The organism is Endozoicomonas sp. 8E, from assembly GCF_032883915.1.
Classification (GTDB): domain Bacteria; phylum Pseudomonadota; class Gammaproteobacteria; order Pseudomonadales; family Endozoicomonadaceae; genus Endozoicomonas_A.
This window is the reverse complement of the sequence record NZ_CP120717.1, coordinates 2,181,110-2,196,112: the sequence shown is the minus strand read 5'-3', so window position 1 is coordinate 2,196,112 and position 15,003 is coordinate 2,181,110. Positions and strand designations below refer to the sequence as shown.

At 48.4% G+C, this 15,003-nt stretch carries 3 protein-coding genes; 2 read left to right on the top strand and 1 reads right to left on the bottom strand.

Translation table 11 applies throughout. From position 1 onward, the window contains the following. Window positions 1-114: 114 nt before the first annotated feature. Window positions 115-4,842, top strand: a complete 4,728-nt coding sequence (locus tag P6910_RS07885; RefSeq protein ID WP_317145720.1) for a hypothetical protein — start codon at window positions 115-117, stop codon at window positions 4,840-4,842. A 9-nt stretch (window positions 4,843-4,851) separates the two neighbouring features. Here the strand turns inward: P6910_RS07885 and P6910_RS07880 are convergent, their stop codons facing one another. Beyond that, on the bottom strand, window positions 4,852-5,163 hold the full coding sequence (locus tag P6910_RS07880; protein ID WP_317145719.1) for a hypothetical protein: 312 nt from the start codon (window positions 5,161-5,163) through the stop codon (window positions 4,852-4,854). A 183-nt stretch (window positions 5,164-5,346) separates the two neighbouring features. Between P6910_RS07880 and P6910_RS07875 the strand changes: the two genes are divergently transcribed. Next, window positions 5,347-14,967 (top strand): hypothetical protein, encoded by a 9,621-nt coding sequence (locus tag P6910_RS07875; protein ID WP_317145718.1) that lies wholly within the window; start codon window positions 5,347-5,349, stop codon window positions 14,965-14,967. The last annotated feature ends 36 nt before the right edge of the window (window positions 14,968-15,003 follow it).

Sequence of the window (15,003 nt, the reverse complement as noted above, 5' to 3'; positions counted from 1 at the left end):
TTATAGAAACAGCCATGAGCGATTAACAGCCATGAGCGATTAACAGCCGTTCCCCCGCTTGCGGTGTTAATCACTTGCCACAGTAATAAAAATACTCAGCTCCAAGGTAGTAGAATGACAAATACTCGCCCCAATGCATTAAGTCTTGCAGTGGCCATTGCAATCAGTTCTTCCATCATTGGTTCACAGGCACTGGCCGATCGCAAGTTGCAGATAAAAGCTGCCAATATCCCGGGCAATGGACATGTGGAGATTACCCTGAGTGAGGTCAGGGTTCAGCCAACTTTAGGGGATGACCAGCAGCCAATACCCAAATCCATTACCACCACCTACCCTGCTCAGCCACGTGACAGGTATGGCCATCACTTTAATTCTGTAGGCTTTACGGAAGTTCTTGCTGATTGTACTGAGGGCGTTTCTGTTGTTGATGTGTTTGCAACAGACGAGAATGACGTTGCTCAGAAATACACCAAAGTCCTGAAAATGGGTGACGATGGCATCTTCAGGTTTACCCACAACCTTGCAGAAAACGAACTGGTCATTGAAGTCAAAGACAGAATGACCGATCAGGATATACTTGTGGGTGTTCATTCTCTGTCATCTGGCGGCCTAACATTAGAGCCGCTGACGAAAATCGCCAGCTCCAGAGAAATGTTCCGGTTTTTGAGCATTGTTTATCTCCTGAAAGGATGGTTCGGCGCAAGTGATCACTATGTTCCCCTTGCCACCATTAAAGTAGAAAAAGTTGCAGTGGATGGGCGTACCTTTATGCGTCTTATCGCTGCGGGCGACCAGCCCCCTGACCTGCAACGTCTGGGTCAGACAGTCTTTGTCAATGATGATGTTCTCTTGGCAGCAGCGGTCTCTGCCTATATCCAGGTTTATATCCTGGAAGAGGATTTACAACAGCAGGCTCTTAATGAACTTCTGGCACATAGCAAACCCGTCGGATATGTTGTCCACGTCGAGGATGACTCACAGGTTTATCCTGTGCCTGCAGGTTATCCGAAACTGGAGGTCGCTGAAACTCCGGGAGAGGTCATTGTTTTCCATGGTCAGATGCAGAGTCCCGATAATATTGCTTTTGTAGAAAGCCTCCATAACCTCTGGAAAGAAGCTCAGCTTAATAACCCCACCCCGGAAGCGGCAGCAGTAATAAAGGTTTTGAGACAAAAAGTCAGAAGCTACCAGTACGTCATACGAAGCAAGCAGATGGCTCTGCTGGAGGAGGTTATTGCACGACACGGCACGGGTGGATTTAACAAAGACCAACCGCCGACGATGACAAACGAAGACAGGGAGGCGATGCATGCATTTGGATACTATGAATTTCTTCAGCAGGCATTGGTCAGTGCCACTCCCCCTGTAGCGGCTCGAACGAATCAATTTGGGCTCACTCTGGAACACATCAGGCTCACTTCATTAGCCATTACGCCAACCTGGCAGCAGATTCAACTGGCAAAATACTTCAGCTTCAAACCCATACTCAGAGATAGTCTGACTGAACAGCATTTTGTTAAGAGTATTCTGAATCATCTACCCTCTGTTGACGCCTCACAGAGAAATGCCCTTCGCAACGACGACCCGTTTCTGTCCAAAGTCCTGAGCGATATGACCCAACAGCTGATTGAATGGGAAAGCTCACTGGCAGAGAATCTGGCAACAAAGGGCGAACTCATCCAGGTCAGAAAGCAGTTAAAGCTCATAACGGAGAAAGCCTCTAAACATGAAGAGGAAAAACTGAGAACAGAACGACTCTATCGGCTGTTTGAGTCAGAGCTTACAGATCTTCTTGTCGGGCAGGAAGACATCAGAACACCCGTTCACCCAGAAGCCATGCCTGAAGTCATTGAAAAACTGACTGCCGTGGAAAAAGCCCTGGCGATGAATATCCTCGGTAGAGAGGACGATTTGTACTACCGTCGTGAAGCCATTTCCGGGGAAATTCAGAGATACATCACAAAAGTCAGTCAACAGGCAGAGGGAGAGGCACTGAAAGACGCGAATGAGCGAGCCATAAGACAACAAAAAGCGATATTAAAAACGTTAGAGGACAGGCTGAACATCGACATTAGCGAAAACTCTGCTGCTAAAAAAAGAGGCAAGACTTTCACTGAAAAACTGGCAGAAGATCTGCATGCAGCATTTGACATGGATGACGACCTGTCTGATCAGAAAAATACCCTGAGAACCAAAATTCAGGAATTAATCGAAAAATCAGAGGCACTCTTCGACGATGAAGCAGCCAGAAGAGCCTGGAACAACGAAATAGCTCAGCAACTCAACATTGAGGATTATAAAGCAGATGCCCCTATCAAAAACCAGAACAGGGTGATTGCAACAAAACTCCGACAGCTGGACAAAGAATGGATCAATGAGGTTCAACCTGAGGTTAATGATCGCATCGTCGGCATTGAGAATGAGCTTGACAGGCAAATGGCCCGGCTGGGTTCCAAACCCCGATATGTTCTTGAACGTGAGCTAACCAGAGCCAGACAAACAATACAAAAAAGTGAAAGTGGGCTGGAAAGAATGAATGAAGTCCTGAGGACGGCAGAGGAAGCCATCGAAAATGACGTCGGTCCATTCCAGTTCTCGCCGGGACAAGCCAAAGTTCTGGCCGATATGGGCACCTTCACGCAGCAGCACTCTCTCAAACAACAGGCTCTGGATGCCGCACTGGGTCTGGCAGAATCAGCAGTAAACAGCGGTAAGGTAATACCAGAGCTTACGACTTTCGATTTTGACGATGAATTTGCACCGATTCGCCTTCAGGCACTGGTCGGAGACGAACTGACGTTCAATCAGGCCAGTCGGATTGTAGAAGTCTTCAAGAGCCTGAAGAGGATATTTCCGCTCACCCCTGTCGTGCCTCTGAAAGATCGGCCTCCTGGCGTGGCTAAAAAGCAACAGGCTCTGGATGCTGCACTGGGCCAGGTAGAGTCAACAATCAACACCGGCAAGACAACACCCAACCTTGCGACTTTCGATTTTGACGATGAATTTGCACCACTTGGCTTGCAGGCGATGGTGAGGGATGATCTGACATTTGATCGGGCCGGTCAGATTGTACAAGTCTTCAAAAGTCTGAAAATGAGCTTCCCTGCCCAGCCTCTGGAAGGTCAGCCTGAGAATGTTATTCAAGAAGTCCAGAATCTGGCGCACAGGGCCAGGAATGAGATGAAAACCGGAGCTAAACAATACGACGACGAAATTCACAGCATGGGCAAAAGAGCCATTCACTTCGTCGACCATGAACCAAAGGACCTGAAAGACTTCTCGGAATACTTCGAGGCCCATTCTGCCAGCGGTAACAGGATAATAGCTCTGCTGCGGGAAGGTCTGATCAGCAAGATTGAGCTTGAGAACTACATGGAAGCTGTCAGAGGTGTTGATGGTTATCAGACAGTGGATGAATTTGAACACTTCCTTGGCTTCAAACACGGCATCCATACGCCTGAGTTCAGGAAGGTTGTCCAGATGCTGTCGGATCAGGGGGCTGAGGAATTCATGGAGAGTGCCTTTACTCCTGTAGCCGCTACTGCAACTGGCCCGGCAGGTATGAAAGAGTCGGTTACCGGCACGACAGAGTATGCAGCGGCGGTCATCGCCAACTACGTTCTTGATGATATTGCCTTCGACAATGGCCGCAGAACGGCAGCATTTCTGGCCAATGTTCAGGAGACCCTGACACCTTATGCCAATGCTGTCGGCCTGTCTGAATCAGAACTGATCCAGGCTATCCATGACACATTGATGCAGGTTCATGCCGCGGCGGTTGAGCGGCAGCTGTCGGATTACTGGGTCAAACCTTCAGCCTTTCTGGTACAGGCTGTCACCTGGTATTTCTCCAGCTACAAACCTCTTCTGGTTGCTCATAGCCACTGGCAGGCTGCCAAACTCTCCCTTGCAAACATGTCATTCCTCTATCTGCTGGATCTGACCAACAGGGGTGATTACCTGCACAGAATGCTCACACCTTTCCAGCACTGGTTGGAACCTTATGGTGTTGATCCTGACCGAACCGGCCAATATGCCTATCACAGCGGCATTGAACAAATCGCTGAAGTGGGCGGACTGGCCATGCCACTGGGCAAAGCCGCTTCTTCAGTCATTCTGTTAAGAACCGGCTCTGCGCTGTTTGCCAGACAGTACAATGCCAACCCGCACAGCTATCGCAGCATTTCCCGTCTGGTGCCGGAAATAGTGAGATCCATGGGTTCCGGGCAAGGGGTTCAGGTACCGCTGCTAAACAGGGTGACACCACAGAAAGTAAAAACGCTGGCCTCTGCCACAGCCGGTCTGGTACTGGGCCCGATAGCTACTGCCGGAGCATACGCCCACGGTCTTATATCCGGGTTCACCTACGCTCAAACCTTTGGATTCGCTCTGGCGTCGAGTCTCACTTTCGACTTCTTTATGAACGACAACAAGATGCTCACTCAATGGCTGGGTGGACCTCTGGGTCGTAGCCTTGACAGGATTAATCGCTGGCGGGGCGTCGGTGAAACCCGGGATGAATATGTGAAACGTACGGCCATTGCTACACCTCAACGCTATAGTGAAACCGATGAAGAGTACGCAAATCGCGTTAAGACAAACGACAGTGTGTATGGCTGGACTCGACACGAAAATTACCTGCAGTTCCTTGAGCGCCGGGATCGCACCATGAAACTGTTCGAGAATAGCTGGGAGCAATACTTCAGGGAAAATGTGCCCAAATGGTCACTCTCCCACGCAGAGAGTATTCCTTATTCCTACACCCTGGGTGCTTTCTTTGAGTCAGGGACTGCAGCGCCTGAGGCTCCCTTCACAGTTAAGAAAGCAGTATCACTCCCCTGAAAAAACCAATCAACTACCCTGCCCCGGAGCCTGCCGCAAAACTCTGGTTCCCATGCTTTCAGGCCCTGTGGGTCCCGGCGTGGGAACCAGAGTTTTGCGACAGCCTCGAAGGCGGGAATCCAGCACCAACGGTCGATCTCTGCCTTCTCGGGGATGACAAGGCCAAGGGGGCACCGGGCAGTAGGGTTCTGGTGGTGAGTCAGTGTGGATTCCCGCCTTCGCGGGAATGACGAGAATGAAGTCGGGAATGACGGGAGTCAACTCGTTCCCACGCTGGAGAGAGTTTTGCGACACCCTCAGAGCGTGGGAACGAGTTGTCACTTTGCCACGTAAATTAAATTCGCTCAACAGCTAGCGGATTTTCTACTGTGAACTAAATTCTCTCAACAGCTTACCGGAACAGCCATGAGCGATTGACAGCCATGAGCCTTTGTAAGCTGTTTCCTGGCCAGGTGTGGCAAACACTTTTCACTTTAATCAAATTACCAACTCTGAGGTAGTAGAATGATAAATGCCCGCCCCAATGCATTAAGCCTTGCAGTAGCTATTGCCCTCAGCTCTTCCATCATCAGTACACAGGCAATGACCGAGCGCAAGCTGCAGACAAAATCTCTTGATATTTCTAACGAAGGACATCTGCCGTTTACCCAGAGTCTGGTCAGTGTTCAGCCAACTTTAGCGGGTGATCAGCAACCAATACCCAAATCCTTTACCACTACTTACCTTGATCAGACTCAAGCCAGAGAAGGCTATACGGTTCCCTCTGATGGTTTTACAGACATTCTTTCTGCCGTTAGTGCTGACGTCACCAGTGTTGATCTGTTTGAAACAGGCGAGAATGACGTTGCTCAGAAATACACCAAAGTCCTGAAGGTGGGTGATGAGGAAGTCTTCAAGTTTACCCATAGCCTTGAAGAAAGGGAGCTAATCATTGAAGTCAGAGGCGGAATGACCGACCAGGAGACCGTTGAAGCCGTTCGTGATCAATTAACGGTCATACCGTCATTAGAACCCTCAACGAAAATAGCCAGACCCGAACAACTGCATGCAGTCCTGGAAGGTGCCGATGACAGAGCAGGATACCTCGGCACAAGCGATCACTATGTTGCCCTTGCCACCATTAAAGTAGAACCCGTTGAAGTGAATGGGCGAACGTTTATGCGTCTTATCGCTTCGGGCGATCAGACCCCTGAACTGAACCGCCTTACTCAATCGCTCTTTGTCAATGATGAAGCGCTTCTGGCAGCAGCCACCTCGGCCTACATCCAGGTTCATGTCCTGAAAGAGGAGTTACAACAGGAGGCTCTTGATGGACTGTTGGCACTGAGCAAACCCGTCGGATATGTTATGCAAAGCGAAGATTCCAAAGGGGTTTACCCTGCTCCTTCGGGTTATCCAAAGCTGGTACCCAGTCATACTCAGGAAGATACTATTGTTTTCTATAGTCAGAAACTGAATCCAGCCGATATCGCTTTTGTAGAAAACCTCTATAACCTCCTGGCAGAAGCTGAGCCTGATGGCCTCACTCACGCAACAACAAAGGTTAAAACATATAGGGTCAAAAGCTACCAGCATGTTATTCGAAGCAGGCAGTGGGCACTGCTGGAGGAGTTGGCTGCCCGTGGCGATACTGAGTTCGGCAAAGAGAAACTGACTTCGCTTGCATACTATGAATCTCTCCAGCAGGCATTGGCCAGCGCTACGCCCCTTAGGGCAGATGAATTTGAACTCACATTAGAACATCTCAAAGTCACTTCGTCAGTCCTCACGCCAACCTGGATACATTATCAACTGGTAAAATATTTCGGTTTCTATGACGCAATGAAAACTCTTCTGACTGACCAGCGCTTTATTCAGGATATGGAGGAATTGATACCCTTTATCAGATATATCCACAAAGTGCAGACCGATACTCCCGGAGATGAAGAGTTTACTTCCAGAGTCTTGAAAGGCATGTCAGTGCAGATGATTAATACCTATAACAAAATGGAGGCAATGCGGACAAAAGAAGGCGATTACAACAGGCTTCTAAAACGCCTGGAGGACAATGCAAAGGAAAATATCAGAGCCCTTGAACTCAGCCTTGAACTCAGGCAAAAGGCTGAACATGAGCTTGCGCAGAGTCTTAAAGCGCTGGAAGAACTGCAAAACCGGTCACAGAAACTACAGCAGGAAGTCGAACGAATTCCGGCATTGGAAAAACAAGTTCTTGATGCCAGGGCAGACGCCTCAAAAGTATACAACAGTCAACTGGCAAAGAAGCTTGGTATTGATAACTGGGATAATACCCAGCCAACCGAACAACAAGCCAGAATAATCATAAAGAAAATTGATGAAATCAACCAAATGGTGTCGACAACAGGAAAAGCTGATTTTTATAAACAGGCTATGCGTACGGAAATGGCAGCTATTGAAACCATTTTCCATATTACTCCGGTCGATAAAGACGATCTGAGTGAACGCTTTAGAGCCATTTACGAGCAGTTGCTACAAAAGTCAGAACTTGCCTTTAAGGGGGCCCAACAGACACTGGCTATGGCAGAAGATAAGCTCGGTCTGCGACCGGATAACGACGAAGACCTGATAGCCCGCTTCCGTAGCATTCTCGAACTCCTCAGGCAGATGGGGCGTGAGTCCGCTCGACAACTTTTTCAGGATCAACAGGGGCAGGAAGAACAGAAAAACCAGTTACAGAAACTTCAGCAGGAGGCCAAACGAATTCCAGAACTGGAACAAAAGGTTCATGATGCCAGAACAGATGCCACAAAAGACCGCAACGCTCAAACGGCAGCAGAGCTTGGTATTGATGACTGGGACGATACCCTGCCACTGGAAGAACAAGCCAGACTCATCAGAAAAAAAATTCAGGCAATCAAACCATCGGTTGCCGCAGCAGAAGAGCCTGATGAAGAAACTGTAAAAGCAAAACCGGCGGGCACTGGCAAAAAAGATCGCATCATTCTGGTCGATGAAGACCAGCTGGCAACCCTTCTGATCTCCCACGAGCAGCTGCAACAAAATCCGGAACAACCCGACGAGGAAATTCGGGAAAAACTGTCTGACCTGGAAGACCAGCTCGGACTGGTCCCGAACAAAGAAGATGACCTGCAAGCCCGTCACCAGAACATTCTGAAACACCTTGAACAAGAGGCATTTGATGTCAGTCAAAGAGAGCTGAGAAAACGGAAAAACCGGTTGGAGAAGCTTCTGCAGACAGGAGTAAAGAAACTTGTGGATAAAGCCGATACGGTCCCAAAGCTGCAAAAGCAACTTCTTACTGTCAGGAGAATTGCCAGGCAGAGTAACTACGCTCATACAGCAGCAAGGCTTGGTATTGATGACTGGGACGATACCCTGCCATTCGAAGAACAACAAAGACTCATAGAAGAAAAAATTAATGATATATACAGATCAATGGCCGCAACAGGTCAGCCTGATGAAGAAGCTGTAACGGGAGAACCAGCGGCCATTAGTAGCAGGCGTGGGATTGCTTCGGTCAATAAAAACAATCCGGCCACCCTTCTGCTCATTCAAAAGCGGCTGCAAGGAAACACCGAACTGGCCGATGAGGAAGTTCGGGAAAAACTGACTATCTTCGAAGATCATCTCGGCCTGGTTCCGGAAAACATTGATGACCTCAAAGCCCGTCACCGGACCATTCAACAGCACCTCAAGCAGCAGATAACCGAGATCCTTCAACAACCTTTTCAGAATCAACAGCAACAGGAAGACAAACGAATTTCAGAGCTGAAACGACAAGTACTCACGGCCAGAGCCGATGCCACAAAAGTTCGCAACGCTCAACTGGCCGCAGAGCTTGGTATGGAGGACTGGGATGATACCCGGTCACCCGAAGAACAAGCCAGGCTCATTAGAGAAAAAGTTAATGAAATGAAACCATCGGTTGTCACAACAGGTCAGTCTGATGAAGAAACTTTAGAGGCGGAACCGTCGGCCATGCAGATAGAAGAGGAAAACCAGTTAGAGAAACTTGTGCAGAAAGCCGATATGGTTCCAAAGCTGGAACAGAAAATCGCTACTCTCAGGAATTATGCCAGGATGGCTCGCTACGCTCATACAGCAGCAAAGCTTGGTATGGATGACTGGGATGAACTCCTGCCACTCGAAGAACAACACAGACTCATAGAAGAAAAAATTAATGACATATACAGATCAATGGCCGCAACAGGTCAGCCTGATGAAGAAGCTGTAACGACAGAACCCGCGCCCATTGTAAGCAGGCGTGGTATTGCTTCGGTCAATAAAAACAATCCGGGCACCCTTCTGTTCATTCAACAGCAGCTGCAAAAAAACACCGAACTGGCCGATGAGGAAGTTCGGGAAAAACTGACGGCCTTTGAAAGTCATCTCGGTCTGGTTCCGGAAAACAATGATGACCTTAAAGCTCGTCACCGGGCCATTCAGCAACACCTGAAGCAGCAGGTAACTGAGACTGCTCAACAACCTTTTCAGAATCAACAGCAACAGGAAGACAAACGAATTTCAGAGCTGGAACAACAAGTACTCACTGCCAGAGCCGATGCCACAAAAGTTCGCAACGCTCAACTGGCCGCAGAGCTTGGTATGGAGGACTGGGATGATACCCAGTCATCCGAAGAACAAGCCAGGCTCATTAGAGAAAAAATTAATGAAATAAAACCATCAGTTGCCACAACAGGACAGTCTGATGAAGAAACTGTAAAGGCAAAACCGCCGACCATTAGCCAAAAGCGCGGCATTACTTCGGTCGATGAAGAAGATCCGGCTGCCCTTCATTTCACTCCACAGCGACAGCGCCTGGAACAAAACGAAGAACTGCCCTATGCGGAAATCCTGGAAAGACTGAATTTCTTTGAAAATAAACTCGGCCTGGTTCCGGAAAACGAAGATGACCCTGAAGTCCGTCTCCTGAGCCTGCATCAGGGCATTCAGAAGGAGTCACGCAGGGTCTATCTGCAACATGTTGAGAACCAGGAAGAACTGGCAAAACAGAGAAACTGGCTACAGTTTCTTCAGAATGAAGTTAATCGAATTACAATACCGAAAAAAGAAGCCCGTGAGTCACTGGAGGAAAACAGAAAAAATTACAACATTCAGTTGGCAGCAGCGCTCGAAATTGATGACTGGGATGATACCCAGCCACTGGAACAACAAGACAGCCTCATTAGACAGAAAATTCGTGGTCTCAAGCAACCGGCTACCGAAGCTCAGATTACCGCATCATCAATGACCCCGACAACGATTGCCCCGACACCGGTTATCGCAACATCATTGGTGACTGCAACATTATCGGTAACCACAACGAATGCCGCAACAGCACACACTCCGCAAGAAGCTTTAAAAGAAACTCTGGCAGCCATTGAAAGCAGGCACAATATTACTCCAGACGACGAAAATGATCTGGTTGCCCGCTGTCGGTTTGTGCAACAGTACCTGCAGCAAAAACATGCAGAATTAACCGATTTTAGCGAAGTCGAGAATAAGCTGGCCTGGATTGAAGGTCAGCTCGGCCTGGCCCCGGATATCGAAAGTGACCCGGAAGTTCGCTGTCAGACCATTAAGCAACACCTTGGGGAGCAGAATGCCCAAATCGCTCAACAACAGCAGTATCTTCAGCAACAGTACACAGGCACAGAGACTGAAATAGAAGCTGAAATCAAAGCCCGCTATGCAACCATTGCCGCACATTTAAACATTGAGAATTTTGATAGCGATGCAGATATTGGCGATCAACAAAAATATCTGCTTCAAGAACTCGAGAAACTAAATCTTCAACAGGATCTGCTTCTTTCAAAGATGAAACAACAATTCCCTGATACCAGAGAAGAGGACTATGGAGATGTTGCCGGTATAGACGAAAAAAATAGTCTAATTGAGGCAAAACTTAAACAGCTGGATGCAGAAATTTTCAAAGCGCGTCAGCTTGAGGTTAATGTTCGTATCGCAGCCATTGATGATGAGCTTGACAGGCAAATGGCTCGCCTGGGACCTAAACCCAGAGACGTTCTTGATCGTGATCTAACCATGACCAGGCAAGCAATACTGGTAGCTGAAAATAAGCTGGCAGGACCTCATCGTAAGCTGAATGATCTTCCAGGCAAAAAATTGGCCGTTATGATTGGCAATGACGTTCCCCCTGTTCCGGATGGAGACGACGAAGTGGCCACAAAAAATCTGAACACCCGGATAGAAGGCCAGAAAATTCATGAAACCAGGCAATCGGTTACCGTAAAATCCATTGCCTCAACACCGCTTGGCGTAACGCCGCTTGCAACAGCTTCTATTGCCTCAACACCGCTAAGCGCAACGACGGTTGCGACAGTTTCCATTGCCCCAACACCCGTTAGCGCAACGCCGGCTGCGACAGCTTCCATTGCCTCAACAGCACACTATCAGGAAGAAAATTCAGAGGAAAAACTGACTGCCATTGAAAGCAGGTACGATATTACTCCAGACAATGAACCGGAAGTCCTTCATCAGGCCGTTAAACGAGACCTTATGAAGCAGTTAGCCCGGCTCACTCAACAAAAGCAACATCTTCATCAAGATCTTCAGCAACTTCTTCAGCAACAGAGCACCGGGACAGAGACTGAAACAGAAGCTGAAATGAAAGCCCGCTTTGCAACCATTGCTGAACATTCAAACATTGAGGGTTTTGATAGCAATGCAAATATTGACGTTCAACAAGAACTCCTGATTCAAAAATTTGAGGAAATAAATGCCCAGGAGCAAGGTCTGCGTCAACAACTTTATACAATGGCCAATCAACAGGATATAGAGCATTCTTACACCCTGGCCAGAAAAGATGCTCTGGCAGCGGTTATTGGTTTAGATCGGGTTCCTGAAGATCGTGCCGCCCTGGAGTTAATTGTTCGTGACAAGCTCTTCCAGCTTGCAGAGCTGGAACAAGAACTGGAAGACATCAGAACACCAGGCCATCCAAAAGCCATGTCTGAAGTATTGAGGACACTTCGTGCTGCGGAAAAAGCACTGAATAATGAACGCCTCACTGAGGAGCAGGATGTGTATTTCCGTCGCATGGACATTTCTATCAACATGAGGGCATTCATCAGAGAAGCCAGACAGCGTTCAGAGGAAGATGCCCTGATGACACTGAGTTATCTGGAAAACTTATTCAACATCAAAACCGATAAAGATGATTACAAAGCGGCAAGACTGAAGAGCGTTCTTACAAGGCTTGATGATGGTGATATCTCCAATTATCAGCTGGATCAGCTGCACATGACCCTCTGGCCGGAAAGATACAGGTCGCGGGAAAATCTGGAGCAGGCGAGAATGGATTTCAAACTCTTCCATATTCGTGATCGTCTTACCTTTATAGTCAAAGAATCGGATAAGCGAGCCATAGAAAAACAGGCAGATTATCTTTTTGCTCTGGAGAACGAGCTCAATATCGATCCTGATAAAAACCCTGCTGCAAAAACAAGAGGCAAAACTTTCCTGGCTAAACTGGCCAGTGATCTGCAGATAGAGTTTGATGACGACGATTCAAAACTGTCTAAACAATACGCACTGAGAAACAGAATTCAGAAATTAAGAAAAGAAGTAAACGAAATCTATGACGATGAAGGTGTCAGAAGGATCAAAAACAATAGAATTGCTGAGCAACTTGGTATTAAGGACTATGGAGATGATGCCGGTATAGACGAACAAAATAGTCTGATTGAGGCGAAACTTGAGCAGCTGGAGGCAGAATTTTTCAAAGCGGTCCAGCTTGACGTTAATGAGCGTATCGCAGCTATCGATGACGAGCTTGACAGGCAAATGGCTCGCCTGGGACCTAAACCCCGCTACGTTCTTGATCGTGATCTGGCCATGGCCAGGCGAGCAATACCGGAAGCTGAAAATAAGCTGGCAGGGCTTCATCGTAAGCTGAATGATCTTCGACGCAAAAAATTGGCCGTTATTATTGACAATGACGTTCACCCTGCTCCGGATGAAGACGACGAAGCTGCTGCAAAAAATCTGAACACCCGGATAAAAGGTGACCTCGGATCACTGGAAGAGATTCAGGAACAGACCCGTCTGGAAGGCGAAATTGAAACCCAAAAAGCAGACATTGTGAAACTGAAGGAAGCCCTGAATACTGCAGAAAAAGCCGTCATAAGTGATGGCGGTCCCTTCCAGTACACCCCGGACCAGGTAAAAGTTCTGAACGCCATCCACAAGTTCACGAAGCAGCACCCTCTCAAAAAACAAGCTCTGGAAGCCGCAATTGGCCTGATAGAAGCAGTGATAGAGCGTGGCAAGTCACCACTCTTTACGAGTTTCGATTTTGACGATGAATTTGCAGCCATTCGCCTGCAGGCAATGATCGGAGACGAACTGACGTTTGAACAGGCCGGTCGGATTGTAGAAATTTTCAATGACCTGAAGGCAACCTTCCCGGAATCCCCATCCGGGTCTGTAAAAGATCGACCCCATAGTGTGCTGGAAGAAATCGAGCTTCTGGCGTGCAGGGCCAGGATGCACCTGGAAACCGGGGCCCGAGAATACGACGTCGAAATTCGCGGCATGGGCTTGGCAGGCATTCACTACTTCGAGCAAGAACCAGGAGACCTGAAAAGCTTCTCTGAATACTTCGCTACCCGTTCTGCCAGTGGTAACAAGATCATAGCTCTGCTTCGGGAAGGTCTGATCAGCAAGATTGAGCTTGGGAACTACATGAAAGCTGTCAGAGGTGTTGATGGTTATCAGACAGTGGATGAATTTGAACACTTCCTTGGCTACAAACACGGCATCAGGGTGTCTCACTTCAAAGCTGTTGTCCAGATGCTGTCCGACCAGGGTGTTGAAGAACTCATACAGAGTGCCTTTACTCCTGTGACCCTGACTGCGACTGGCCCGGCAGGTATGAAAGAGTCTGTTGTCGGCATGACAGAGTACGCAGCTGCTGTCGTCGCCAACTATGTTCTTGATGATATTGCCTTTGATAATGGCCGCAGGACGGCAGCCTTCCTGACCAATATTCAGGATACCCTGACACCCTATGCCAATGTTGTCGGGATGTCTGAATCAGACCTGATCAAGATTGTCCATGACACATTGATGCAGGCTCATGCCGAAGCGGTTAAGCAGCAGCTCAATGATTACTGGGCCAAACCTTCAGCCTTCCTGGTACAGGCTGTCACCTGGTACTACTCCAGCTACAAACCTCTTCTGGCAACTCATAGCGACTGGCAGGCTGCCAAACTGTCCCTTGCAAACATGTCATTCCTCTATCTTCTGGATCTGACCAACAGAGGTGATTACCTGCACAGAATGCTCACACCTTTTCAACACTGGCTGGAACGCTACGCTGTTGATCTTGACCGAACCGGTCAATACGCCTATCACAGCGGCATTGAACAAATCTCTGAAGTGGGCGGGCTGGCCATGCCACTGGGCAAAGCCGCTTCATCAGTCATTCTGTTAAGAACCGGCTCTGCGCTGTTTACCAGACAGTACAATGCCAACCCGCACAGGTATCGCAGTATTTCCCGTCTGGTACCGGAAATAGTGAAATCCATGGGTTCCGGACAAGGGGTTCAGGTACCGCTGCTGAACAGGGTGACACCCCAAAAAGTAAAAACGCTGGCCTCGGCCACAGCCGGTCTGGTACTGGGTCCGATAGCTACTGCCGGAGCATACGCCCACGGTCTTATATCCGGGTTTACCTATGCTCAAACCTTCGGCTTCGCTCTGGCATCGAGTCTCACATTCGACTTCTTTATGAACGACAACAAGATGCTCACTCAATGGCTGGGTGGACCTCTGGGTCGTAGCCTTGACAGGATTAATCGCTGGCGAGGCGTCGGTGAAACGCAGGATGAATATGTGAAACGTACGGCCATTGCTACACCTCAACGCCATAGTGAAACCGATGAAGAGTACGCAAACCGCGTTAAGGCAAATAACACGATGTATGGCTGGACTCGACACGAAAACTACCTGCAGTTCCGTGAACGCCGGGATCGCACCATGAAGCTATTCGAGAATAGCTGGGAGAAATACTTCAGGGAAAATGTGCCTAAATGGTCCTTCTCCCACGCAGAAAGTATTCCTTACTCCTACACTCTGGGTGCCTACTTTGAGTCAGAGACAGAGCGTGGGAACGAGTTGTAAAAAACCAATCAACTACCCTGCCCCAAGGAGCCTATC